Here is a 24,223-nt window from a genome sequence, read left to right as displayed (position 1 = left end):
GTGTCCCGTCGTACTCGATGAGTGGGTCAATGGCCGCGGAACGCCGGGCTGCGGCGTTCGAGGAACGCCGTGACGGCTTCGCGGTGGTCCTCGGTGGCGCCGAGCCGGCGCTGGATCACGGCTTCGCGCTCCAGCGCGGTCGGCAGCGTGGCGGTGGCCGCGGACCGCAGCAGTGCCTTGATCTCTCGGTGGGCGGCGGTGGGTCCGCCTGCGAGGGAGCGGGCGACGGCCAGCCCCTCAGCCGTGGCCGAGCCGTCCGCCACGACGCGGTGGACCAGGCCCCAGCGTTCGGCGTCCTGTGCGGAGAAGCGGTCTCCGAGGAGCATGAGTCCTGCGGTCCGCGAAGGACCGAGCTGGCGGGCGAGGCCGCGGGCGACCCCCGAGTCGGAGGCCAGGCCGATGCCGGTGAAGGCAGTCGCGAAGTGGGCTCCTTCGGCGGCAACGCGCAGATCCGCGCAGAGCGCGATGCCGAGCCCAGCCCCGACACACGCGCCCTCGACGGCCACGACGAGCGGGACCGGAAGCCCATGCAGCTCCTTCAGCAGCGGGTTGTAGTCGTTGGGAAGGTTCGCGAAGGCCGCCTCGGGCGCGGTGTTCAGCTGCCGGGCGTGCTCCCTGAGGTCCTGGCCGACGCAGAAATGCCTTCCGCGGGCAGTGATCAGGGCAGCCCGTACACCGCGTGCGGTGTCCGTGGTCAGGCGGCGTGCCGCCATGAGGAGGGCGCTGCGCATATGGGTGTCGAGCGCGTTGCCGCTCCCGGGACCGCGCAGCTCGATGACGGCCACGGCGTCGGTGACGTCGTAGGCGACCCCGTGACGGGCGGGACGGCCCGGCTCCTGAGCCTCGGTGGGCGCACCATCGGTCACGGCCATGAGTAGAACCCCTTCCCCGTCTTGCGGCCCAGCTCGCCGCGGGCGACTTTCTCCCGCAGCAACGCCGGCGGGGCGAACCGCTCCCCGAGCGTCCTGTGCAGGTGGTCGGCAATGGCCAGCCGTACGTCGAGACCTACTTCGTCGGTGAGGCGCAGCGGCCCCATCGGGTGCCGGTATCCCAGGCGCATGGCCGTGTCGATGGCCTCCGGCTCGGCGACCCCCTCCTCGACCATGCGGACGGCCTCCAGACCGAGGGCCAGGCCGAGACGGCTGCTGGCGAATCCCGGCGAGTCCTGGACGACGACCTCCTGCTTGCCCAGGGCGTGTGTCCAGCCGACCGCCGCTGTCAGGGTCTCCCCGGTGGTGTCGGGAGTGAGGACCAGTTCGACGAGCGCGGAGACGGGCACCGGGTTGAAGAAGTGCATGCCTAGAAAGCGTCCCGGCCGCTTCAGGGCCGCCGCGAGTTCGGTGACCGGCAGCGAACTGGTGTTGGTGGCGAGTACGCACCGCTCCCCCACGGCCCGCTCAGCGGCGGCGAGCAGCCGGGCCTTGAGCGCGGCGTCTTCGGGTACCGCCTCGACGACGAGATCGGCGTCGGCGGGAAGTTCGGCGATCGAGGTCACGGCGGTGACCCGGTCCAGTGCCTCACCGGTAGCGGATCCGCCGGGCCCCTCACGCTCGGCGGCCTGCCTCAGGCCGGCGGCGATGCGGTTCAGCGCGACGGTCGCGGCCGCTTCGTCGTGTTCCACGACGACCACGGACGACCCTGCGACCGCGAAGGACTGGGCGATACCGGTCCCCATCCGGCCGCCGCCGATCACCCCCACGACGGCGGGCGGTGCTGATGCCAAGGTCATGCCCGGCCTCCGTTCTTCTCGTTCTTCTTCAGGAATCGCGTCATGCGCTCCTCCTTGTCGCGGCCCTCGAACAGCACGGCCTGGGCGAGGTCGTCAGCCACCGGATGGGCACCCGGGGCGTCGGTGACGAGCTTGGTCAGCCGCAGGGCGAGCGCCGAGGAACGGGCCATGCGGTCCAGCAGGGCGTGTGCCTCGGCGTTCAGCCGCTCGGCCGGTACGACGTCCGTGACCAGCCCACAGGCGAGCGCGGCAGGTGCGTCGAGGTTCCGCCCGGCGAGCAGGACCTGCTTGGCCACCGACTCGCCAAGCAGCTCCCGCAGCCGCCAGCAGGCCCCGGCGGCGGCGAGGATGCCCAGGCCAGGTTCGGGGTTGCCGAAGACGGCGTTTGGCCCGGCGATCCGGATGTCGCAGGCGTACGCAAGCTCGGCGCCGCCCCCCAGTGCCCAGCCGTCCACCGCGGCCACGGTGGGCAGGGGCAGCCTGCGTACCCGCTCGAACAGACGGCTGTTGATTCCCTGCAGCGCCTCCTCCCGGCCGCGCCGCTGTAGTTCGGCGATGTCGGCGCCGCCGGCGAAGACCCCGCCGTGCCCGGTGAGCAGCAGCAGCCTCGGCGCGCGCTCCAGGTCCTCGCACACGCGATGCAGTTCGGAGATCATGCCGCTGCTGATGGCGTTGCGAGCCTCCGGCCGGTGCAGGGTCACGACGACCCGGTCCGTGCCGGCCTCGACCCGCAGGGTCTCGTACGCCGTGTCCTCCCGCGTGCTCATACGCGCTCCACCAGCATCGCCACGCCCTGCCCAACCCCCACACACATGGTCGCCAGTCCCCGTCGAGCGTCCTCGCGTTCCATGCGTCCGAGCAGGGTGAGCAGGATGCGGGCGCCGGAGCAGCCGAGCGGGTGTCCGAGGGCGATGGCGCCGCCGTCGGCATTGACGCGGTCCTCGTCGAGCTGCAGGCGGCGGACGACTGCCAGCGCTTGGGCGGCGAAGGCCTCGTTCACCTCGACGGCGTCCAGGTCGTCGGGCCGCCAGCCCGCCCGGCCGAGCGCCCTCAAGGTGGCCGGCACGGGCCCGAGCCCCATCAGGCGGGGCTCGACCCCGGCCGAGGCGGCGGTGACGACGCGGGCCCGGGGGGTGAGCCGGTACCGTTCGACCGCCGCCAAACTCGCCACCACGATGGCAGCGGCCCCGTCGGACAGCGGCGAGGAGTTGCCCGCGGTGATGATGCCGCCGCTGCGGAAGGACGTGCGCAGTCCGCCGAGCTTCTCCAGCGATGTGGACGGCCGAGGCCCCTCGTCCTGGGTCACCTCGCCGTCCACCACCGGCACCGGGACGATCTCCTCCTTGAAGCGGCCCGCCCTCTGGGCGGCCTCCGCCCTGCGGTGACTCCTCAGCGCGAAGGTGTCCGCCTCAAGGCGGGTGATGCCGTCCAGGGCGGCGACCTCCTCGGCGGTCTCGCCCATGGACAGGGTGGTCGCGGCGGGGAAGCGCGGGTTGGTGAAGCGCCAGCCCAGGGAGGTGTCGTGGACTTCACCGGGCCGGGCCCAGGGCGTGCCGGGCTTGGCCATCACCCAGGGGGCACGGGTCATTGACTCCACTCCGCCCGCGACGACCAGGTCGGCCTCCCCCGCACGGATCGCCTGGGCGGCCGAGGCGACGGCCGTCAGCCCGGACGCGCACAGCCGATTGACGGTATATCCGGGCACGGTGTCCGGCAGTCCGGCCAGCAGGACGGCCATCCGGGCCACGTCCCGGTTATCCTCGCCCGCCTGGTTCGCGGCGCCGAGGATCACCTCGTCCACGGTGTCGGCCGGGATGCCCGAGCGACGTACCGCCTCGCCAACCACGAGGGCGGCCAGGTCGTCCGGGCGTACGGAGGCCAGGGCGCCTCGGTGGCGGCCAAGCGGAGTGCGGGCCCCGTCGATCAGGTAGACCTCTTCATCACGCATCGGCGTGCTCCTCTGCGGGTGCGTGGCGCCGGGACTGGACGACCGAGAAGCGTCCGGTGACGAACGCCGGGTCGGTGAGGGCGGCATTGGCCGCGGGGTTGGCCGCAGTGCCGTGAAAGTCGCTGAAGGCGGCGGACTGGTTGACGAAGACCGCACCGGTCAGGTTCTCCGACAGGTTCACGCCCGCCTCCAACGCGGTGGCTCGTGCCGCCTCCAGCACACCCTTGTCGGTGGCGTACACGGAGGCGGTCAGCGCGCCGTGGCACCGTACGGTGTCGTGCAGGAGTCGCAGGCCGTGCGCGGTGGAGTCGGTACCGATGACGAAGGAGACCGGCCCGAACCACTCGCTCGTGTATGTCTCTTCGTCGGTCTCGGCCTCGAGCCGGACCAACAGCGGGGAACGGACGGCCGCGTCCGGGAAGTCCGGGTGGGTGATTTGCCTCGACGGATGGGCGACACGGTCGAGTTCCGCCGCCTCCGCCACGCGCTTCAGGACACCGTCGTTCACGATCGCGCCGAGGGTGGCGGCCGCACGGGCCGGGTCGCCGAGCAGCCTGTCCAGCGCGGCGCCGAGGTCGGCGGCGAACTCGTCTGCCGTACGGCGCCCCTGGTCGGTGGGGAAGCCGTTGCGGGGAACGAGGATGTTCTGCGGGGTGGTGCACATCTGGCCGCTGTAGAGCGACAGGGAGAAGGCGAGGTTGCGCAGCAGACCGGCGTAATCGTCCGTGGAGTCCACGACGACGGTGTTGAGTCCGGACTTCTCGGTGTGGACCGCGGCCTGGCGGGCGTTGGTCTCCAACCAGTCGCCGAACTCGCTGGAGCCGGTGTAGTCCACGATGCGCACATCGGGGTGGGTGGCCAGGGCGGGGGCGGTGCGCTCGTCGGGCTTCGCGGCGGCGAGCAGTACCACGTCCGGATCGAAGCCGGCCTCCGCCAGCACCTCACGGGCGATCCGCACGGTGATTGCCAGTGGCAGCACGGCACGTCGATGAGGCTTGACGACCACCGGGTTGCCGGTGACCAGACTCGCGAACAGTCCCGGATAGCCGTTCCAGGTGGGGAAGGTGTTGCAGGCGATCAGCACTGCCACACCGCGTCCCACGGTGGTGAAGGTCTTGTCCATGACGAGTGGGCCGCCCTTGCGCTGCGGCTTGCTCCAGCGGGCCGCGACCGGATGGCGTGTCTGCTCGTTCCACGCGTGGGCGACCGCTTCGAGGCCTCGGTCCTGGGCGTGCGGACCGCCGGCCTGGAACGCCATCGTGAAGGGCTGGCCGGTGGTGTGCTGGACGGCGTACGCGATCTCGAACGTCGCCTCGTTCAGCCGAGCAAGGATCTCGGCGGCGACGCCGGCCCGGGTGTCCGGGCTCGCGGCGCGCCATGCCACTGCGGCTGACTTGGCCGTCGCGACGGCCACCTCGGGCGGCAGGTACGGGTAACTGATGCCGAGCGGGAAGCCGTAGGGCGAGACTTCGGTGGCGGGGACGGTGCCGGTGCTCGGATGTCCTTCGATGCGGAAGGGGCGGCCGAGGAGGCCTTGGAAGGCGGCCTCGCCCAGCCGCGATACCTCTGCTCCGTACGCAGAGGCGCTGGGGGCTTCCTGGTACGGCGTCCAGTAGGTGCGGTCGGCGGCACACTCCACCGCCTGGTCGAGCAGAGCCGCGTGGCGGACGAAGAAGTCGGGATTCTGGTCGGTGGGCACTGAGAGCTCCTGGCCGAACGTTCGGTAGGTTGATGGGTGCGAGGCGCCCGGGGCGGACGCAGGGGGAAGCGGGGAAGCGGGGGAAGCAGGGTTGGATCAGACGTCGGCGAGCAGGATCGCCGGGCGTTCCACGCAGTCGGCCACGAAGCGCAGGAACCCGCCGGCCACACCGCCGTCGCAGACCCGGTGGTCGAAGCTGAGGGAGAGCTGCATGACCTTGCGGACGGCCAGCTCGCCGTCCACCACCCATGGTTTGTCCACGATGCGGCCCGCGCCGAGCAGAGCGGCCTCAGGGTGGTTGATGATGGGCGTGGATCCGTCGACCCCGAACACGCCGTAGTTGTTGAGGGTGAAGGTCCCGCCGGTCAGACGGTCGGGCGGCAGGGCCCCGTCGCGGGCCAGCCCGGTCAACCGGGCGAGCTCGGCGGCCAGTTGTGCGGTCGTCATCCGCTGTGCGTCGCGGACGACGGGGACCACCAGGCCGCGTTCGGTCTGGGCGGCGAAGCCGAGGTGCACCTCGCTGAAGCGGACGATCTCCCGCCGCTCGGTGTCAACGGTGGAGTTCAGCTCCGGGAAGCGGTGCAGTCCGGCGACGCAGATTCGGGCGAGCAGGGCAAGCAGCCCGATGCGGCGGCCGGGGTCTGCGGCCTGCATGGCCTTCCGGGCTTGGAGCAGGCTCGTCGCATCCACGTCGACCCAGGTGGTGGCATCGGGGATCTCGGTGCGGCTGCGGGAAAGCTTGTCCGCGACCGCGCGGCGGACTCCGCGCAGCGGGATGCGCTCAGGGCCGGCCGGCGCCGGCCGAGCGTGCGGTGCGCGGTCCGCCGACTGCTGCCGGTCCGGGGTGACCGGTGCGGTATCGGGGTCCGTCGCCAGCTGGCCGGCCCGCCCAACGGCCTGCTCGACATCTCGTCTGAGCACGACCCCTGCGGGACCCGATGGCGCCAACGCGGCGAGGTCGATCCCGTGTTCCCGCGCCATCCTGCGTACGAGGGGGGATATGACCCGGGGAGCGTGCAGCTCTCCGGACGGTGCCGCCTCGGCACCAGTGCCGCCTCCCGTCGCGGCGCCCCCGCGTCGGCGGCGGCGACGCGGTGCCGGGCCGTGCCCGGTGCCGTAGCCGATCAGGACGTTGCCGGACCCGGCCTGCTCCTCCTCCCGGTATCGGTCAGCCGCAGGGTCGGCCGACGTCGAATCGACGGGAGGCTGGGCGCCCAGGCCCTCCCCCGCGCCGTCGGGCCGGCCGGAAGTCGGCCTACCCACCGTGATCAGCGGCTTCCCCACCTCCAGCGCCGTACCCGCCTCCGCGTGCAGTTGCAGCACGGTGCCCGCGTAGGGGACCGGCACCTCGACTGCGGCCTTGGCGGTCTCGACCTCGATGACGATCTGGTCGATCGTCACCGTGTCACCGACCGCGACCTTCCACTCGATGATCTCGGCCTCGGTCAGCCCTTCGCCGAGATCGGGCAGCCGGAACAGCTGCTCCTGAAGCGCTGCGGTGCTCATGCGGCCGTTCCCTTCAGCAGATGCCGGGTGTCCGGCTCGTCGCCGAACTGGAGACGGTCGACGGCGTCGAGGATCCGGTCGACGCTGGGCAGATGCGCGTGCTCCAGCTTCGGCGGCGGATACGGGATGTCGAAGCCGGCCACCCTCAGGACCGGCGCGGCCAGCGAGTGGAAACAGCGCTCCTGCACCCGTGCGGCGATCTCCGCCCCCACGCCGGCGAAGCCCTGGGCCTCCTGGACGACCAGGCAGCGCCCGGTCCGGTGTACCGATGCCGTGACCGTCTCGTCGTCGAAGGGCACCAGCGTGCGCAGGTCCACGACCTCCAGCTCGATGCCATCGGCCGCCGCCGCTTCGGCCGCGGCCAGGGCCACCGACACCGACGGCCCGTACGCGACGACCGTGGCGTCGCGGCCCTTCCGCCGGATCGCCGCCTGCCCGAACGGCAGCGCTCCGCGCCGCTCGAGGTTGACGTCCTCCTTCGACCAGTACAGCTTCTTCGGCTCCAGGAAGACCACCGGGTCGGGGTCGGCTATGGCGTCGCGCAGCAGCCAGTACGCGTCCTCGGCCGTCGCCGGGGTGACGACTTTCAGGCCCGGGGTGTGCGCGTAGTACGCCTCGCTGGAGTCGCAGTGGTGCTCGACTCCCCCGATGCCGCCCGCGTAGGGGATACGGATCACCATCGGCAGTGCGAGCCGCCCCCGGGTCCGGTTGCGGAGCTTGGCCACGTGTGAGGCGATCTGTTCGAAGGCCGGATAGGCGAAGGCGTCGAACTGCATCTCCACCACGGGCCGGAAGCCGCCCATCGCCATGCCGACGGCCAGTCCTACGATGCCGGCCTCGGCCAGCGGGGTGTCGAAGCAGCGCTGCTCGCCGAAGTCGCGGGTCAGCCCGTCGGTGATCCGGAAGACGCCGCCGAGCGGACCGACGTCTTCGCCGAAAACGAGCACGCGCTCGTCCTCGCGCAGTGCGTCGCGCAGTGCGGTGTTCAGCGCCTGCGCCATCGTGACCTTGGCCATGGCCGTCAGTTCTCCTGGGTATCGAGTGCGGGGGAAGCAGCGTCTTCGGCCAGCTCGGCCGCGAGCAGGGCGCGCTGTTCGCGCAGCTGCGGAGTCGGCTCGGCGTAGACGTGGTCGAAGAGCTCCAGCAGGTCGGGCACGGACTCCTCATTCATGCCCCCGCGCAGCTCGGTCGCCAGGGCCTCGGCCTCCTCCCGCACCGCCGCTACGTCCTCGTCGGTGAGGGCGCCGCGGGCCCTCAGGTACGTTTCAAGACGGCTGACCGGATCGGCGGCGCTCCACCGTTCGACCTCCGCCGCGTCCCGGTAGCGGGTCGCGTCGTCGGCGTTGGTGTGCGCGTCCATGCGGTAGGTGTGCGCCTCGACCAGGACCGGTCCGTGCCCGGCACGGGCGTGCTCGACCGCCGCGGTCAGCACCGCCAGCACGGCGACCAGATCATTGCCGTCGACCTGTTCGGAACGCATCCCGTGTCCGATGCCCTTGTACGCGAGGGCGGGCGCCGCGGACTGCCGGGCCAGCGGCACGGAGATCGCGTACTTGTTGTTCTGGACAAAGAAGACGACCGGCGCGCGGAAGACAGCAGCGAAGTTCAGCGCCTCGTGGAAGTCCCCCTCACTGGTCGCCCCGTCCCCGACGAGGGCCATCGCCACACCGTCGCCGCCTGTGCGCCGCAACGACTCCGCCATGCCGGTCGCGTGCAGCACCTGAGTGGCCAGCGGGGTGCACTGGGGGGCGACGCGGGCGGCGGCCGGGTCGTATCCGCAATGCCAGTCGCCGCGCAGCAGCGTCAGCACCTCGAGCGGGTCGATGCCGCGGGCGACCAGGGCCACGGAGTCACGGTAGGTGGGAAACAACCAGTCGTCCGGCCGCAGCGCGAGTACGGCTCCGATCTGGCAGGCCTCCTGGCCCCGGCTGGACGGGTAGACCGCGAGCCTCCCCTGCTTGGTCAGCGCGGTGGCCTGGGTGTCGAACCTGCGTCCCACGACCATCCGCCGGTAGGCCTCGCGCAGCGCATCCGGCGCAGGCTCGGTGTAGTCGGCCGCGGGCTTGGCCACCGGCGTGCCGTCCTCGGCCACGAACCGCACCGGCACGAGGGACGGCAGGAGGCCCTGGACCGTCTGGCGGAGGCTCTTCACGGACATGGAGGGCACTCACTTTCTCTGGACACTTGACGCGAGTATCGTCATCAATGCTGAATATGTGTTCAAGGTTCCTGGCGAACCGGCGACGGACTGCCGAACCAAGCACTCTGGGAGGGCAAAGTGTCCGAGCAAAACTCACCCTCGGAGTCGATGACCGGACGAACTGCCGTCCGGCTCGACGACACCGACCGGCACATCCTGGCGGGGCTCCTCGACGACGGCCGGGTGTCGATCAAGGCACTCGCGGACAAGCTGCACATCTCGCGGGCCAACGCGTACACGCGGATCAACAGGCTCATGGCCGAGGAGGTCATCACGGGCTTCAGCACGCGGCTGAATCCGCAGCGGGCCGGCCTCGGCACGAGCGCGTACGTGACGCTGACGATCGATCAGAATGCGTGGCGGGACACCTCCCGGGAACTGCGCGAGATCCCCTACGTCGAGCATGTCACCCTCGTTGCGGGCGACTTCGACGTCTTGGTGCTGGTCCGCACTCCGGACAACTCGGTGCTGCGCCGGGTCGTGCTGGAGCGCATCCAGGCGGTACCGGGAGTGCGCTCGACCCGCACCTGGCTGGTCTTCGACGAGGTGCGGGGACGCGGGACGCACTGGACTGCCTGACTGCTCGGTCACTCAGACGTCGACCAGCTCGGCTGCGGAACCCGCGTCCGGCGCCGGAGCCCGAGGCGACTCCGCAGCCCCGATGGGGGTCGGTCTCGGGGCCGCCTCCACGACAGGAGCCGGGGCCGTCCCGGCCGCATGCTGCCGAGACCGCACCACCCGGAACCGCCCGGTGACGAAGTGGGCGCCCTCGGGGGGCAAATCCGCGCCTGCTGAGGAGGGGTCCGCGGGGAAGTCGTCTGCGAGGTTCTGCACCAGGTGCACCCCGGCGTCCAGTGCTGCCGTCTCGGCGACCGCCAGCACCAGCGGGTCGGTCGAGTGCACCGTGGCGTACGACGCCCCGTGGCGGCCCACCGTGCGGCGGAAGAGAGCCAGACTGTGCGACGTCGAGTCGGTACCGACAAGGAATGAGACGGGTCCCGGCCATTCCCTGGCGTAGATCCGTTCGTCCTGCGCCGCCAGGCGGACGAGCAGGGGGCTGCGCACATCGGCGGCCGGATGGTTCGGATGGCGCAGCGCTCCGGAGGCATGGAGCACGGTGCCGTACCGCGTGGCCTCCGCCAGCCCCGCCCGCACCGTATCGCTGGCGATCGCGCCCAGCAGCCTGGCCACACGTGCGGGATGCCCGAGCAGGCGGTCCACGGCCTCGCCCAGGTCGGCGCCGAAGTCCCCCAGACTCTTGCGCCCCTGGTCGGTCGCGATGCCCGTCGTCGGCACCAGGATGTTCTGCGGCGTGGTGCGGACCGTGCCGCTGCACCGGCACAGGGAGTGGGCGAGGCCGCGCACGAGATCCCGGTAGTCGCCGGTAGAGTCGACGATCACCGTGTTCAGGCCGGTCCGGTCGACGAACGTGGCGGCTTGGCGGGCGTGTTCCTTCAGCCAGCCGGCGAACTGCGCCGATCCGGTGAAGTCGACGATGCGCACCGCCGGGTCCGTGGCCAGCCTCTCGTGCAGCCGTTCCGCTGGTTCCGCCACCGCCAGGGTCACGATGTCCGGTGGGTGACCGGCCTCCACCAGCACCTGCCGGGCGACGCGCACGGTGATGGCCAGCGGCAGCACGGAACGCGGATGCGGGGCGACGATCACCGGATTGCCGGTCACCAGGCTGGCGAACAGGCCCGGGTAGCCGTTCCAGAGCGGATAGTCGGGGCAACCGATGAGCAGCGACACTCCGCGGGGCACCAGTGTGCTGGTGCCCCGCATCGGCGACGGTTGCCCGCTCCCTTGGGTCCCTTGACCGCTCTCCCAGCTCAGGTCCGCTGGAACGCGCTCCGACTCCGCGAAGGCAAGGGCCACGGCCTCCAGCGCACGGTCCTGGGCGCGCGGCCCCGCGGACCTGAACGCCGCCTGCGGCGGCTGCCCCGTGGTGTGCTGCGCCGCAAGGGCCAGCTCATGGCTGCGGGTGTTCAGCCGGCGCAGTATCTCCACGGCCAGCCCGGCGCGTCGGTGGGGGCCGGCGGCGCGCCACCCGGCCGTCGCCTGGGCGGCAGCCGCCACCAGAGCTGCGGGGTCGCATCGCGGGTAACCGATGCCCATGCCGATTCCGTATGGCGAGGACTCGGTGCACACCCGGCCCAGCTCGCCGGGCTGGTCGAGCTCGAAGGGCCGTCCCAGCAGGGAGTCGAAGACCTTCACAGCTGTTCGGACCGATCTCATGCCCGCGTCGGCAGCATCCTGTCCGGTCGCCTCCGTGAAGGGCCGCCGGCATTCACCGGCGGCGAGGGCCCGCACGGCTTGCTGAAGCAGTTCGCGATGCCGCTCATACGGACTGGGGCGCACGGCCTTCAGCCTCTCCAGGTCGCGGCGAGATCGAGGAAAGCCTCGTTCTCCTCCGGCAGTCCGATCGTCACCCGGACACCTTCCCCGAGGAACGGGCGGACCACGACGTGCCCCCCAAGGCAGTGGACGGCGAAGTCAGCGCTCTCGTCCGCGAGCGGTAGCCACACGAAGTTGGCCTGCGAGCCCGGAACTTCGAAGCCGAGGGCGCGCAGCATCAGGGTCACGCGCTCCCGTTCGACGACCGTGAGGGCGGCCCGCCGGGCGACTTCCGCGCGCTCGCGGAGGGCGACGACGGCGGCCTCCTGGGCGAGGGCGCTGACGCTGAACGGTACCTGCGCCTTGCGCACATGAGCGGCGATCCACGGCGGCGCCACGCAGTAGCCGACGCGCAGTCCCGCCAGTCCGTAGGCCTTGGAGAACGTCCGCAGAACCACCACGTTCGGGCGGTCGCCGAGCAGGGCCAGGGCATCGGGGACCAGCGCCGGATCCGCGTACTCACGATAGGCCTCGTCGACGACGATCAGCACGTCTTCCGGGACACGGTCCGCGAAGTCGAGCAGCGCCCGCTCTCCGACTGCGGTCGAGGTGGGGTTGTTTGGGTTGCAGACGAAGACCAGCCGGGTCCGGTCGGTGATCGCCGCGGCCATGGCGTCGAGGTCCAGCGCGTGGTCGAGCAGTGGGACCCGTACCGCCACACCGCCTGCGACCGCCGTGAGAATCGGGTACGCCTCGAAGGACCGCCATCCGAAGACGACCTCGTCGCCGAAGCCGACTACCGAGTGCAGCAGCTGTCCGCAGACCTCCGAGGATCCGGCGCCCACCGCGATCCGATCCGGCTCGACCTCGTGGTGCCCGGCTATCGCCTGCACGAGTGCGGTGGCGCTCAGGTCGGGGTAGCGCGACATGCCGCCGGCCAGCTCCGTAAGCGTTGCGGCTACACCGGGCAACAGCCCGTACGGGGATTCGTTGCTGGCCAGCACTACCGCGCCGGGCAATTTGCGGCCCGGGACATAGGCGGGCAACTGTGCCAAGGATGTACGGACACGCACCATGCTCGACTCGCTTCTGAATCGGTGGGGCCCGAGGCCGTGCCTCCGGGCGCTTGACAGGTAAAGCGTGAACAGCAGAGGTCAAACGCTCAACTGTTTGGAGAATTCGGCGACAGATCGCATCAATCCGGCAACCGGCACGGCAAGCCGTCTCCTCGCCTGCTGGTTCGGCCCCCCGTCACGAGACAGACTGGGAGCGGCCCACCAGGCGTCGATGACTACTCTCGGCTACAGGCAGGACTCACTGGTTGCCCCGACGCCTGCCGCCGACACGGTCCGTCAGAACTGGTCCCCACGCACTCACGAGGTGCCTGCACCCGTCCGCTCCGATGAAGAGGACCAAGCCCAAGTCGCCACTCCCCCAAGGTAGTTGCCGTCACCGGTGGCGACTCCCGCGGCTGACGGCCGACAGTGCGGGAACGGCCGAGTGGTGGGTGCACTCGTTGTTCCTTCTTGCCCGCAGGGCACCCGCCGGTGCTCTCTGTCTGCTCCGCCCCCCGCCCGGGATGTCGGACCGTGAGGAGGTGACATATCCGGACTCGGGAACAGGCATCACACACGGGAACCACGCGCGCTGCTCGACGAAGAGGCTGCGGCAGGTGGCACGTGCGACTCACGCTCCCTGCCCGCGGCAGAATCCTGCAATCGCACGGAAGTAAGCGCAAGTAAAGACACCTTTGTGTTGGATAAGCCATGCTCACTACGCGCGCGGTAGACTCCCGCCTCTCCTGCGGGCCCGGAACCGCGCTGCAGTCGACGACCAGAGCGGAGCCGGCCTGACAGAACAGGCTCCACCAACTCGGCACCGCCGCAGGCGACATCAGCGGCCCATACCCCAGCCTGCCGCACCAGCGGGGTGTGAGCCGACCGCCTCAACCGGGCCCGCCCGCGGATCGGCCACCCAGGCCATGGAGTCGATGAGGTGCCTGATCAACGCGCAGCGCACAGCACGGGCTGCCTCCCCTCACCGCCGCATCGTGACCTCCGGACGCTGCCTGCCGTGATCCCCTCGTCGCCGCCGACGGTCCGGGCGCCCTGAGCGCCCGGGCGGACTGATCGCAGACGCCCGAAGCACCGGGCGCCCGCCAGGCGCAACCACTGACCGGCGCGTATGACGTCCCCGCCCCAGACCGAGGCCAATGACGCCTCGCCACGTGGACACGGTCTCGGGTCAGGCTAGTCGAGGACGCGCCACGGCTTCGGGAACCACACCCAGCGCCCATTGACGTGTGCCATTCCGTCGTACGCCTTACCGAGTACTTCGCCTGGCTCCAGATACTTCCACCGGTAGATCGTCGTTCCCGGTTTGAGGTGAGGGGCCACCCTCTCGTATCCACCGGGGAATTCTTCGCTAACCTCATTCGGCCAATCTCTGATGGCGTCCGTGGTAGCCTTCGCCACCTTGATTTCGGTCTTTTCAGGGTCGACGTCAAGCGTGGTGGGGGGCTTGGACCAGATCCACTCTTCGTACATCTTCTCGGCTTTGGCCGCGAACTCCGGCTCGAAGACCGCTGCGTAGTCAGCGGCGTTCGGCTCCAATGAAGTCACCACATCCTTGTCAAAACGTGCAGCTATGATCAGCTTCCGGAAGCCTGCATCCGTGTTCGGGTATTGCGCCGCCTGAGTTGTGCTCGACGGCATCTCGGCGGGTTGCATTCCCTGACCATTTGCGGAACACGCACTCAGACTCAACAGACACGCAACACAGAATGGGACAAAGCGATTCTTCACTTGTTTCTTTCTTGTGCGAGTGAGGCGGGTCAGACTTCCCGCCTCATCGGAGGTTGTGACCTACTCGTCCCGCGGCACGATCGATGAGCCGCGGGGCGGAGACGGATTGAGAACGGCGAGGTCGCGCCCCCAAGCCGAGCAGCAGGGTGTCATTCGAGTCATTTCATTACGTCGTTATTCCCTGCCCGGCATCACGGGATGACGATGGCGCTTGTTCAGTGGGCCAATTCGGGCGTGGTCGGCGGTCGTCGCCCATGTGGGTGTGCCGCCGGCCGGCTCGGTCAAGCGGTCATTGCTGCGGCAGAAAACCTGTGAGGTAGGCGCGTTCAGCCTCGGTGAGGCGCCGCGGGCGCTTGCCCTCCAGGTCGTAGGGAACCATCGTGGAGGCTGCCCTCGCATACAGAGTCCCTTCGTCCTTCACCTCGTAGGCGAGGCTGAAGGACACCGCCCTGAGGCCGGTAACCCAGACCTCGACGGTGACCGGCGTTTCGCGCCACTCCAAGGGCGCCTTGTACTCGATCTCGTGCTTCGCGCTGACGCAGCCCGCTGTGAAGGTGTCCACACCGGCTATTGCGGCCTGGCCACCCAGTATGTCGCTGCGCGCTTCCTCGAGATAGGTGAGGAAGACGGCGTTGTTGACGTGCCCGTAGACGTCCATGTCCGACCAACGGACTGAGCAGCGGTATTGATGGCGAGTCATTCCAGTCATTTCATTTCGTCATTATTACCCGCCCGGAATCGGGGCAGGGCGATGGGCATTTCTTCAGCGGTGCACTCGGGCATGGTCGGTGGTCGTCCCGCTCACGGGTTCCCGTGAAGGACAAAGCCCCGCGGACCCTGCTTCGGCCCGGTCCGCAGCAGTGCGGTGGAGTGAGGCGCGCACGGTCCCACCCACCCGCTGCAGCTCCGTCAAGGGCGAGCCCGTGGTGCCGACCCGCGGCCCGCAGCCGCTAAAGCCCGGCAAACATAACACGGCCATAAACAGTCATTTTTTTCCAACGGTATTACTCGGAAACTCCCACTTGATCACCACATGAGTCGGGCGGCACAGTATTCGCGGACTGATCGTGGGCGCTGGCAGGACGGCATCCCGCCATCGGAGTGCCGGCATCGCCTCGCCGAAAGCGCTATCACGCCATGCGCCAGCCGCCGCCCGATGCAGCTCAGGGCAAACCAGCGGTCGCACGCGAAGTGCGGGATCTCGCGCCCGCGAGGGTGATGGCAATTCCCGGAGCTGCCCCAGCGCAGCCGCCGAACGAGTTCGTGAGTGCGTTCAGAATATGAATGCACTAGGTTGTGGCCATGCCTCGTGCCTCATTCGCAGCGTTCCACTGTTCGCTGTCGCGCTCCCTGGATGTCACGGGTGACTGGTGGTCACCGCTGGTCTTGCGCGACATCTCTCTCGGCATTGACACATTTGATGAGCTGGTCCGCGACCTTGGCGTGTCCCGCGCACTGCTGAAGAATCGGCTCGACAGACTCGTGGACGGCGATGTGCTGGAACGGGTCGAGTACTCCGCGCGTCCTCAGCGGTTCCGTTACGTGCTCACCACATCGGGACGGGAGCTCGTGACGGTGCTTTTGGCACTCATCCCGTGGGGCGACCGCTGGCACGCGCCGGATGGGCCGCCGATCGTGTTTCGGCACCACTGCGGAGAGGTCGTAGAGGTGTCCGTCACGTGTCGTACCTGCAGTGGAACGGTTCATCCGGAGGGCGTCTCGGTCCAGCCGGGCCCGGGCGGGCGCGCAGCGCCCGGCACTCTCGTCATTGCCGAGCGCCTTGCGGGGATGGCATGACTGATCACGTCGCAGATTGGCGAATGGCCGGCGAGGCGGGGGATGCGAGAGCGGCAGTAGCCGCTCTGTCCGAGGACGTCGAGCTCGTTTCGCCACTGACCGACCGGTTCACGTTTCGGGGGCACCGTGAACTCGAGGAACTCCTGACGAGCGTGTTCGAAGTGTTCACCGGCATCCACTACGAGGCACAGTTCCAGGAAGGACGGCACGCGGTTCTGCGCGCCGCGGGTCATGTCGGTCGCCTGCGATTGGAGGAGACCCAGTATCTCGATCTCGACGATGAGGGCCGTATCCGACGCCTCACCCTCATGATGCGCCCGCTCACAGCCGCCACCCGTTTCTTGCGCGTGCTTGGGCCTCGGGTTGCGAGCCGGCAGGGACGGCCGGGCACGGCGGGAGTGCTCGTCGTGGCGGGCGCATGGCTCGACTCGGTCGTGGCCGGCGGAGATCGGGTCTTCATGCCCATGGCCAGTCCTGATCGGTCACGTCGACCAGTCCAGGTCGACCGCCCACCGGCGTGATCGGCTGTCGGCGGTGTTCCTCCACCGCGGAGGCGTCCATGTCGGGGGGCGACGTTCATGCCCACGCCGGGCTGCCATGTTCGCGGCCACGAGACCGGTGATCGGTCAGCGCCACGATGTCGCCACGTCGAATCACGGCAGCGCTGATGCGGAAAGAGGTCTCCGCGTCCCGTCACTGCACGACAGCGGTCAGCTCCCCAGGAGCCTCCCGAGGGCGATTGTTTGGCAGCACCCGACCTGGGTGACGGGCGCCACGATCCATGCATTCGCAAATGATCGAATGTGCGAGTGCACCGCCGAACGGCTTCGGGGGCTCAGGCAATGACTGCCCGGGCCAAGCGAGGCAGTACCGCGACACACAGGCCCGCGGCAACGAAGCCCAGGATGGTGTTGAAGTCGTCGCCCTCGTACTCCAGTCGGGCCTCGAAGCCTGATGTCTTGGCCATCTGGGCAAGCAGCTCCAGCCGCAGCGCGGCCTCGGGCGCTGCGACCCACGTCTCGCCGGCCAGGCTCGCCAGGTCGATGACCTCACGGCTGGCCAGCTCGTGGCCGGCGGGAAGCACCGCCACGACGGGGTCCCGTGCAACCAGGGTCCGGCGCAGTGTGCGCGGCGGCGGCTGGGGAATGAAGTCGTAGTCATAAGTCAGGGCAAGGTCGGCGTCTCCCCGTTTGATCCGGCCGTAGCCGGCCTCGGGCTCCAGCTGCGAGAGGCTGACCCGGACGTCGGGGTACGACGTTTGCAACTGCGCGAGAGCCTTCGGGACGATACTCGTGGCGGCCGAGGCGAAAGCGCCGAGCCGGATCCGGCCGGAGGTGCCGGCGCGCAGGGCGTCGAGTTCCAGGGCAGCTGCGGCCAGCGCGGAGCGTACCCCTTGCTCGGCATCGAGGAGGACCTGGCCGGCCGGCGTGGGACGCACGGGACGGCACACCTCGGGGGAAAGGGGACGGCCACGGCAGGGAGCGAGACGGATCACACTTTGCCCGGTGGCAGAATCCTGCTGGCGTTCCTCCTTAAGCACAAGAAATGACATCTTCCCGACGCGCGGTGGGGAGAGTGGCAGCTGCCCGCCGCACTGCTCCCCGCGGCGTACGCCACATGCGTTCAGGCTGCCGGAGGCCGGGCCGTCCTTCTGCCGCCCGATGCGCCGGGCGCGGCGGCGGACGTCATCGCGCGATTGGACGGCGTCATCCTCGCCGGAGGTGAGGACCTGGAACCCGCCCTGTACGGGGCCGAGCCCCACCCACTAGCGGGCACTCCGGTCCCCGCCCGCGACCGGTGGGAGCGCGCTGTCCTCAAGAACAGTCTGGACCATGACATTCCCGTCCTCGGAATCTGCAGGGGCATGCAGCTGATGAACGTTCACGCGGGCGGCACGTTGATCCAGCACCTGCCCGAGAAGGTGGGTCACGACGCCCACAACGGGTATCTCGGACTCTTCGCGCCACATGCCATCACCACCGTGCCGGGCACCCGTCTGGCCGCACTCCTGCCCGGGACCAGGCAGGTGGCCACGCACCACCACCAGGCAGCCGACCTCCTCGGCGCAGGCCTGGCGGTCGCGGCCTAACGTCTTGTAACGCCTCGCGCCGCTGTCAGCTCGGCCACCACATCCGGCAGCGGAGCGGCAGCTGCCAGCACACCGGCAGCGTCGCTGCCTGCCCTGCGCTAAGAACAGCTCGATCTGGTTGAGCCAGGAGGCGTGCGGCGGGGTCCAGTGCACGTGCCAGCGCGAGTGGTCGGCCAGCCACGCCTTGGTGTGCTTGGCGGTGTGGGAGGAGCCGTTGTCCAGCACGACATGGATGTAGTGGTCTGGGGCGATGGCCGTGTCGAGCTGGTCGAGGAAGGCAGTGAACGTCGCTGCGTCGTTGCGGGCAATGATCTCGGTGAGGACCTCGCCGGTGCGCACGTCCAGGGCGGCGACCAGCGCGGCGGTGCCGTGGCGGCGGTACTCGAACTCCTCGCGAGCGGGCTTGCCCGGCCTGGCGGTACGACCGGGGTGGCGCCTGGCGCGGGCGGCGATCGCGGTCTTCTCGTCGATGGACAGCACCACCGCCCCTTCAGGCGGGTCACGGTACAGGTCGCACACGTCCGCGACACGGTCCCGGAAGTCAGGGGTGTCCCGGCGGGTGAGCCAACCGCGGACCCGGTGCGGCTTGAGGTCCAAGTCGGCCAGGATCCGGCCGACTTGGAAGGCAGAAATGGTGACGAAGACAGTGCCGGCGACCTGGGCGGCGATCGTGCGGTGCGACCATGTCGCTTCCGGGTGCGGGGGCGCACTGGTGGCGGCCACGATCGCCAACGCCACCTGGGGCCCGTATACCTTGGGCCGGCCAGAGCGGGCGGCGTCCTTCAGCCCGTCCCGGCCCAGAGCGGCGAACCGTCCACGCCACTTACGGACCGTGTTCACGCTGACCGCCAGGTCCCCCGCGATGGCCCCATTGCTCAGGCCCTCAGCCGCCGCCAGCACGATCCGCGCCCGGAGCACCGCCCGCACCTGCGCTTTCAGGGAAATCGCTGTACGGATCAGACGCTCGCGCACCCTCTCGTCCAACTCCACTACGACCGCCTCTACCATCCCGGCCACACCCCCGCCCGCCCCGACCAAAGTGATGATCATGGCGTATGCGGGGGTGACCCAGCAGGATGGACCCGTGCCGAAGAATCCGCCCGAGTCCATGCAGGATCACCTGCGCCACCGTCTGAACGTCCGCGCCAAGGAAGGCTGGCCCCAGCTCGCCCGCGTCCAGGTGCGCTTCCGCTCAGGATTCGCCTACGTGGCGAGGGAACTGCCGGGCGAGGAGGAACCGCTGCCGCTATGCCGCCTGCGCTTCACCGGCGTCCTGCACACCTGGGGCTTCGCCCTCTACCTCGCCAGCCGAGGCAAGTACGAGGACAACCTCCTGCCCACCGGCCTACCTATCGGCAGCCCCGAAGACTGCATGGACTGTGCCTGCTACCTCTACCTCGGTGACCAGCCGGCCTGACCAACCCCCCTCCACGAACCGTCCTGGCGCAGGAAGAGCTCGGGAAAGCGCTCTGGGTCTACGACGCCTTCCAGGGCGCCTGGAGTCAGGGCGATGAGGCGCCACGCAGGGTGGATGCGCTGGCCGTCCGGGGCTGGTCAGCCTTCGATGCCGGTGGTGGTGTGGGCGGCCCCGACCGGTTTGGATTCAGGGGAGCCGCGCTGGCGGAGGTAGATGGACAGAACCACCATGGCGGCGACGGCGAGGAGTTCGGACTGCCAGTTCTGCAGGGTCCGGTTCCAGAAGTCGGGGGTGGCCACGTAGCCGGCCCAGCTGACGGGGTCCTCGAGTTGGCGGAGCTGCTGGTCGTTGTAGGCGGCGGTGCCGGTGATGGACTGGGCCAGCCAGGAGAGCACGAACAGGGTGCCCATGACGGTGCCCAGGGAGCGGGCGTAGAGGGTTTGGCGCCAGTCCTTGGTGCCCGCCAAGTGCGGCGAGTCGGGGCGCGCGTGGTCGCCCATGCGCTGCTCCCGCTCGCTTTCGGCGCCGGCCTTGTGGACCTTCTTGGACTCCGGGGAGCCTCGCTGGACGAGGTAGACCGTGCCGAAGATATAGAGGAAGAACTGCAGGAACTCCGATTGCCAGTTCTCGGTGACGTCCACGGCGAAGTCGGATGACGTCAGGTATTCGCCGAAGCTGAGCGGCTGGAGGCCGTCGACCGTCATCTGTTCGTTGAACTCGGCGTGCCCGGCGATGGCCTGGCAGACGAGCACCACCAGGAAGGCGATGCCGAAGACGAGGGTCAGGCTGTTCTCCCGCCAGAACCCTTTGCGCGGTTCGCGGCTGCCGGTCATCGCTGGAGCACCCCGATGGTGATGAAGTAGCCGAGCCCGCCCAGGATGACCACCAGGGTGGCGACGAACAGGATCCGCACGCCTCATGCCCCCTTGATCAGGCAGTCGTAGGGCTGGTCGGGCCGCGGTGTGCAGCCGGCGGCCACGACCTTCCAGCCTCCGGTGAACAGCGACAGGAACAGGGTGTCGCCCGTCATACGCACCATCGCCTGCCGCCCGTACGCCTCAACGCCTTGGATACCGCGCGTCCTGGGCAACTCCTGCGACGCGAATGCGGCGGGACAGGCCTTCTGCTCGTCCTGCTCCAGCTGTTTGCGGGTCTGCGGAGCCAGTAGCCCGCAGGCCCGGACGTGGTCGCCGGCCGCGACGGCGGCTTCGAAGGCGGCTCCTGCCGCGGCTGCGGCGTTCTGTCGTGCCGCAGGGGCCCCGCACCCGGCCGCTGCGAGTACCGCCGCAGCCACCAGGACCAGTCTGCCGCAGGGGCGGCCGGCTGTCCGGTGCCGTGGTCGGATCACTGCGAGTCGGCGCTGGGAACGGCCAGGGGATCGCGCGGGGCCTGCTTCTTCCCGGCCTCCAGCTCACCGCCCAGCTCCGTGAGCCGATTGCGGCCCATCGCCTTGCGGACCTCCGGAAACCAGTCCTGTTCCTCTTCCTCGACGTGGTGGCGGACCTGCTCCATCAGCACACTCATCTTGGCCTTGAACCGCTCGTCGCCCGGGTCCATGCCCTTGATCTCCGACAGCATCCACACCACGGCGTGGTGCTCCTCGATGCTCTCCAGGATGTGGTCCGTCGTGTCGGGCGCGGCCTCGCGGGCGGCCGGGTAGAAGAACTTCTCCTCGATCCAGGCGTGGACGGTGAGCTCCTCGATCACCTCGTCGGCGATCCGGCGGCGTTCGGCCGTGTCGTCGTCGGAGGTCTTCTCGAACCGCTTGAACAGCTTCTCGACAGTCTTGTGGTCCTCGCGCAGCAGCACGATCGCATCCATGGGGCACTCCTCGTCAGGTGTTGACGCGGCTGTTCGTGCCGTCATGGCCGTCGGCCTGATCGTCGTCGAACCAGTAGTCGCCGGCCGCCAGGTACCGGAATGAGTGGCCTTTGTGCGTGGGCAGGACCACCGTGGCCGCGCGCATGCCGTCGCCCCGGACCTGGAGCGGGTGCGCGGCGGGGTCCCAGTGGTTGAAATCCCCCACCACGCTGACCGGACCGTCCGGGCTGTCGGCGGGGAGAACGAAGGTGACCTGCGTGCGGCCCTTGAGTTGCTTGCGTTCGAGCATGGATGACTCCTGACTGGCGAGTGCTGGCGGAGGCCCGAGCACCCTCGCACAGTGCTCCTCGCCCCGACCCCGCACACGCCGCCGGAAGGGAGACGGTCACTCACCTGGAGGCAGGGGCGAAGCGCCCGCCGGGCCGGCGCTCGTGGCCGCCTTTCCGCATCGTCTGTCGTCACCCCGTCGGACACGTCGTGCGAGCCCGCGCACCGCAACCCCGGCGGGGCCCGCACCGTTGAAGCCGGGGTAGCGGCCACGAAGTGAGGCGAGATTCCTGTGAGCAGTCGTGCGTTCCTCTCCGCAGGGGCCATTGAGGCCCTCCGGCACATGAAGGAGACACGGGAGACCAACACGGTGGTATTGCGCCGTGCGGATCCTGCGGGCGCCTTGGTGGTGGAGGTCGAGGCCAACTTGACCCACGAGGAGCTGATCCAGGCCCTGCCGGACGGGGAGCCGCGTTTGGTCGCCCACGAGCTGTCCTTCGCCTCCCGGGAGGGCGCACGCAGACACGAACAGCTGTTGATCCTTTGGCAGCCTACTGCTGCCGGCGGCGGTGAGACGGACAACTACGCAGCGGCCTTCGCGTCCCTCAAGGACTGCCTTGCAGATGCCCGCGTCCACCTGACCGCTGAACGAACGGACCAGCTGGAGTACCGGAAGCTCGTCGCCCTGGTCGGCTGAGGCTGCACGACGGCGGCGCAGAACAGCGCCACCCGGGACGCGGCTGCGTGCCGGCCACTGAGCGGAGCGAGCCCGGCCCGGACGCTGGGCGCTCCGCTGGCCTGGTGGGAGTGCGCGGCGGCCGGAGTCAGTGGCCTAGGGCGTTCTTCAGTTGTTGCTTGGTCATGGTCGAGCGGCCCTCGATGCCGCGCTTCTTCGCCTCCTGGTAGAGGTCGTCCTTGGTCCGCTCGGACGGGCCGCCGCCACTGGACTTCTGGCCGCCCCGCTGGGAGGCAGACTTGCCCTGGGTCGAGCTGCGGCTCGAGGTCTTGCTTTCCCCGGATCGCGCGCGTTCCTTGTTCACGGTGCGGGAGGCCATTTCCTCGGCACGGGACTCGGACATACCGCGCTTCTCGCCGGATTCCTTGATGTGCTCGTACTGGCGCTCGCGCTTGGAGCTGGATCCTCTGGGCACGACGAATCCCTTCATAGACGGTGCGTACTAGGCCATCGTGTGCGCACCCGGAACGTTCCCGCATCTCCCGCTGGTCCCCGCGGACGACGGCCGCCTGACGTCGGGACGGCGGTGGCAACTCCCGGGCTGGCCCGTAGCTGCCCGGGGAGAAGCCATGCGTCCAGTTCCGGCGCCGACGCGGGGAGGTCGGTCCGGTCCTCGAGCGACGGCAGTGCCGCGCAAGCGCCGATCGTCGTGCACGTGCCTGGTGAAATGGACGTGCAGCGCGCCGAAGGCACCAGCACCTTCAGAAGGCTGGCGCCACTCCCCTGCGGCGATCACCACGCCAGGCGAGCCCGCCATACACCGGACTCGAAGGGGTCCCCTGCCGAAGAGGGTGCCCGGAACAGGACCGGGCAGGGCGCCGTGACGTAGAACGTCGCGTTCGTCGTAGAAGGAGTCCACGGCGTCCGGGCCGTGCAGCAGCACGGCTGGCCAGACCATCAGCCGGGTCGGGACGGCGTGGCCATCGCCATGACGTCGGTGAAGTCCGGGTACCCAGGCGTAGCCGCGGGCCAGGAGGGCGGGGGGGTCTGTCGGCGAACGGATTCATGCCGATCGCCTACCGGTCGCCTTCCGCACACGCGCCGCCGAACGGTTGGCGCCGTACCGGTACGCCCGATGGGGCTGGTGCCGGTCACAGTTCTCGGCGTTCTCCTGGCTCGATGCCTTCGCCGACAGCGTCGTAGCGGGGGCCGCGGCGTCCCACGGGGAGGACGGGCCGGTGCCGGGCGTCCTCCAACGCGAAGGCCGCCGCCGCGTACAGGGCGGCTACCGTCAGGATGAGCCCGATGACGCCGGCGGTGTTCTCCCATCCCGGTGCCCCGGTCAGCTCGTGGATCCCGGCCGCGAACAGCCGCAGCGCGGCGCAGCCGATGACGGCCGTGGCCGCAAGCTTGCCGGTGCCTGCGGCGGCGATCGGTACGAGCAGGCTCGCGGCGGTGACCAGCAGGAACATGCCGAGGACGTGCCGTGCACCGGGCACGGGCCCGACGCTCAGAAGGCCACCCTGGACGAGCCAGCTCCCGGCGAGGACGGCCATGGCCGTGCCGAAGGCGGTGTCCCTGGCGCGAAAGCCCAGTACGGACGCCAGGATCTGCAGCGGGAAGGCGAACGCGATCATGACCACGGCGGCGGCGTGCCGTTCAGGGGGCGGCGCCCATCCGAGCTGGAGGCCCGCGGTGACGAACGCTGCTCCCGCCAGAGCCAGAAATCCCAGCGGTACGGGCGTGCCGAGGGGCCGCACGACGGTCGTGGTGACGTGGCGCGGCGAAGTGGGCGCGGCCATGGTCCGTTCTCCTTCCGGCCGGCAACTGGTGCGGTCAGGCCTGTCCGCCTTGGGCACCTGCCCCGCTCCGCGCGTGTCACGCCTGCGGCGCGAGCCGGTGTGAGGCGGCGCGGCGCCGGGTAGGCGCCGCTCAG

Annotated in this window: 25 protein-coding genes and 1 pseudogene; 6 read left to right on the top strand and 20 right to left on the bottom strand. The window is 69.7% G+C overall.

Annotation, left to right across the window (positions count from 1 at the left end; all coding sequences use genetic code 11):
- Window positions 1-26: 26 nt before the first annotated feature.
- The 8 genes from ACZ573_RS07000 to pdhA form a co-directional block, all read right to left on the bottom strand.
- Complete coding sequence (locus ACZ573_RS07000) at window positions 27-872, bottom strand: enoyl-CoA hydratase/isomerase family protein (RefSeq protein WP_471300097.1); 846 nt, start codon at window positions 870-872, stop codon at window positions 27-29.
- A complete protein-coding gene (locus ACZ573_RS06995; RefSeq protein ID WP_471300095.1) occupies window positions 863-1,729 on the bottom strand; it encodes a 3-hydroxyacyl-CoA dehydrogenase family protein in 867 nt (288 codons plus the stop codon). Before ACZ573_RS06995 ends, ACZ573_RS07000 begins: the two co-directional genes overlap by 10 nt.
- Entirely contained in the window at window positions 1,726-2,496 is a 771-nt protein-coding gene (locus ACZ573_RS06990) for an enoyl-CoA hydratase/isomerase family protein (RefSeq protein ID WP_471300092.1), read from the bottom strand. Before ACZ573_RS06990 ends, ACZ573_RS06995 begins: the two co-directional genes overlap by 4 nt.
- A complete protein-coding gene (locus ACZ573_RS06985; RefSeq protein WP_471300088.1) occupies window positions 2,493-3,677 on the bottom strand; it encodes a thiolase family protein in 1,185 nt (394 codons plus the stop codon). The genes ACZ573_RS06990 and ACZ573_RS06985 overlap by 4 nt, the downstream gene beginning before the upstream one ends.
- Window positions 3,670-5,376, bottom strand: a complete 1,707-nt coding sequence (gene paaN / locus ACZ573_RS06980) for a phenylacetic acid degradation protein PaaN (RefSeq protein WP_471300085.1) — start codon at window positions 5,374-5,376, stop codon at window positions 3,670-3,672. Before paaN ends, ACZ573_RS06985 begins: the two co-directional genes overlap by 8 nt.
- Window positions 5,377-5,472: 96 nt before the next feature.
- Complete coding sequence (locus ACZ573_RS06975) at window positions 5,473-6,882, bottom strand: dihydrolipoamide acetyltransferase family protein (RefSeq protein ID WP_471300083.1); 1,410 nt, start codon at window positions 6,880-6,882, stop codon at window positions 5,473-5,475.
- Window positions 6,879-7,898 (bottom strand): alpha-ketoacid dehydrogenase subunit beta, encoded by a 1,020-nt coding sequence (locus ACZ573_RS06970; RefSeq protein ID WP_471300080.1) that lies wholly within the window; start codon window positions 7,896-7,898, stop codon window positions 6,879-6,881. Before ACZ573_RS06970 ends, ACZ573_RS06975 begins: the two co-directional genes overlap by 4 nt.
- A gap of 5 nt (window positions 7,899-7,903) precedes the next feature.
- A complete protein-coding gene (gene pdhA / locus ACZ573_RS06965) occupies window positions 7,904-9,040 on the bottom strand; it encodes a pyruvate dehydrogenase (acetyl-transferring) E1 component subunit alpha (protein ID WP_471300077.1) in 1,137 nt (378 codons plus the stop codon).
- 150 nt (window positions 9,041-9,190) lie between these two features.
- Between pdhA and ACZ573_RS06960 the strand changes: the two genes are divergently transcribed.
- Window positions 9,191-9,661, top strand: a complete 471-nt coding sequence (locus ACZ573_RS06960) for an Lrp/AsnC family transcriptional regulator (protein ID WP_471300074.1) — start codon at window positions 9,191-9,193, stop codon at window positions 9,659-9,661.
- 12 nt (window positions 9,662-9,673) lie between these two features.
- On the opposite strand, the gene ACZ573_RS06955 is transcribed toward ACZ573_RS06960, so the two are convergent.
- The 4 genes from ACZ573_RS06955 to ACZ573_RS06940 all read right to left on the bottom strand — a co-directional run bounded on the left by ACZ573_RS06955 (window position 9,674) and on the right by ACZ573_RS06940 (window position 14,920).
- Window positions 9,674-11,458 carry an aldehyde dehydrogenase family protein gene (locus ACZ573_RS06955; protein WP_471300649.1) on the bottom strand — a complete coding sequence of 595 codons (1,785 nt, stop codon included), beginning with the start codon at window positions 11,456-11,458 and terminating at the stop codon, window positions 9,674-9,676.
- Window positions 11,446-12,492, bottom strand: coding sequence for a histidinol-phosphate transaminase (locus ACZ573_RS06950; RefSeq protein WP_471300071.1), 1,047 nt, complete (start codon window positions 12,490-12,492; stop codon window positions 11,446-11,448). The genes ACZ573_RS06955 and ACZ573_RS06950 overlap by 13 nt, the downstream gene beginning before the upstream one ends.
- 1,173 nt (window positions 12,493-13,665) lie before the next feature.
- The gene (locus ACZ573_RS06945) at window positions 13,666-14,145 is read right to left on the bottom strand and encodes a hypothetical protein (protein ID WP_471300069.1); all 480 of its coding nucleotides are present in this window, start codon (window positions 14,143-14,145) and stop codon (window positions 13,666-13,668) included.
- Window positions 14,146-14,509: 364 nt separating this feature from the next.
- Window positions 14,510-14,920: an acyl-CoA thioesterase gene (locus tag ACZ573_RS06940; RefSeq protein ID WP_030834061.1), complete on the bottom strand. Its 411-nt coding sequence runs from the start codon at window positions 14,918-14,920 to the stop codon at window positions 14,510-14,512.
- Window positions 14,921-15,522: 602 nt separating this feature from the next.
- On the opposite strand from ACZ573_RS06940, the gene ACZ573_RS06935 reads away from it, so the two are divergent.
- Window positions 15,523-16,017, top strand: a complete 495-nt coding sequence (locus ACZ573_RS06935) for a winged helix-turn-helix transcriptional regulator (RefSeq protein ID WP_471300066.1) — start codon at window positions 15,523-15,525, stop codon at window positions 16,015-16,017.
- Complete coding sequence (locus ACZ573_RS06930; protein ID WP_471300063.1) at window positions 16,014-16,538, top strand: hypothetical protein; 525 nt, start codon at window positions 16,014-16,016, stop codon at window positions 16,536-16,538. Before ACZ573_RS06935 ends, ACZ573_RS06930 begins: the two co-directional genes overlap by 4 nt.
- Before the next feature lie 314 nt (window positions 16,539-16,852).
- Here ACZ573_RS06930 and ACZ573_RS06925 read toward each other — a convergent pair whose 3' ends face one another.
- On the bottom strand, window positions 16,853-17,455 hold the full coding sequence (locus tag ACZ573_RS06925; RefSeq protein WP_471300060.1) for a LysR substrate-binding domain-containing protein: 603 nt from the start codon (window positions 17,453-17,455) through the stop codon (window positions 16,853-16,855).
- 144 nt (window positions 17,456-17,599) lie between these two features.
- Between ACZ573_RS06925 and ACZ573_RS06920 the strand changes: the two genes are divergently transcribed.
- Complete coding sequence (locus ACZ573_RS06920; protein ID WP_471300646.1) at window positions 17,600-18,106, top strand: gamma-glutamyl-gamma-aminobutyrate hydrolase family protein; 507 nt, start codon at window positions 17,600-17,602, stop codon at window positions 18,104-18,106.
- A 93-nt stretch (window positions 18,107-18,199) separates the two neighbouring features.
- Here ACZ573_RS06920 and ACZ573_RS06915 read toward each other — a convergent pair.
- Window positions 18,200-19,114, bottom strand: a pseudogene (locus ACZ573_RS06915) (IS630 family transposase); the annotation flags it as partial.
- Between the two features lie 76 nt (window positions 19,115-19,190).
- Here ACZ573_RS06915 and ACZ573_RS06910 point away from each other — a divergent pair.
- Complete coding sequence (locus ACZ573_RS06910) at window positions 19,191-19,523, top strand: hypothetical protein (protein WP_471300057.1); 333 nt, start codon at window positions 19,191-19,193, stop codon at window positions 19,521-19,523.
- A gap of 137 nt (window positions 19,524-19,660) precedes the next feature.
- On the opposite strand, the gene ACZ573_RS06905 is transcribed toward ACZ573_RS06910, so the two are convergent.
- The 4 genes from ACZ573_RS06905 to ACZ573_RS06890 all read right to left on the bottom strand — a co-directional run bounded on the left by ACZ573_RS06905 (window position 19,661) and on the right by ACZ573_RS06890 (window position 21,633).
- Window positions 19,661-20,356 carry a DUF6766 family protein gene (locus ACZ573_RS06905; RefSeq protein WP_471300053.1) on the bottom strand — a complete coding sequence of 232 codons (696 nt, stop codon included), beginning with the start codon at window positions 20,354-20,356 and terminating at the stop codon, window positions 19,661-19,663.
- 83 nt (window positions 20,357-20,439) lie between these two features.
- Complete coding sequence (locus tag ACZ573_RS06900; RefSeq protein ID WP_471300051.1) at window positions 20,440-20,817, bottom strand: hypothetical protein; 378 nt, start codon at window positions 20,815-20,817, stop codon at window positions 20,440-20,442.
- Window positions 20,818-20,867: 50 nt separating this feature from the next.
- Window positions 20,868-21,344, bottom strand: coding sequence for a hemerythrin domain-containing protein (locus ACZ573_RS06895; RefSeq protein WP_471300049.1), 477 nt, complete (start codon window positions 21,342-21,344; stop codon window positions 20,868-20,870).
- Window positions 21,345-21,357: 13 nt separating this feature from the next.
- Window positions 21,358-21,633: an isoamylase early set domain-containing protein gene (locus tag ACZ573_RS06890; protein WP_471300046.1), complete on the bottom strand. Its 276-nt coding sequence runs from the start codon at window positions 21,631-21,633 to the stop codon at window positions 21,358-21,360.
- Between the two features lie 270 nt (window positions 21,634-21,903).
- On the opposite strand from ACZ573_RS06890, the gene ACZ573_RS06885 reads away from it, so the two are divergent.
- Window positions 21,904-22,308 (top strand): cofilin family protein, encoded by a 405-nt coding sequence (locus ACZ573_RS06885; RefSeq protein WP_471300043.1) that lies wholly within the window; start codon window positions 21,904-21,906, stop codon window positions 22,306-22,308.
- Between the two features lie 127 nt (window positions 22,309-22,435).
- On the opposite strand, the gene ACZ573_RS06880 is transcribed toward ACZ573_RS06885, so the two are convergent.
- On the bottom strand, window positions 22,436-22,762 hold the full coding sequence (locus ACZ573_RS06880) for a plasmid stabilization protein (RefSeq protein WP_471300040.1): 327 nt from the start codon (window positions 22,760-22,762) through the stop codon (window positions 22,436-22,438).
- A 676-nt stretch (window positions 22,763-23,438) separates the two neighbouring features.
- A complete protein-coding gene (locus ACZ573_RS06875; RefSeq protein WP_471300037.1) occupies window positions 23,439-24,089 on the bottom strand; it encodes an acetate uptake transporter family protein in 651 nt (216 codons plus the stop codon).
- Between the last annotated feature and the right edge of the window lie 134 nt (window positions 24,090-24,223).

It is taken from the genome of Streptomyces sp. NPDC040545, assembly GCF_055595065.1.
This window is presented reverse-complemented; position numbering and strand designations above follow the sequence as displayed.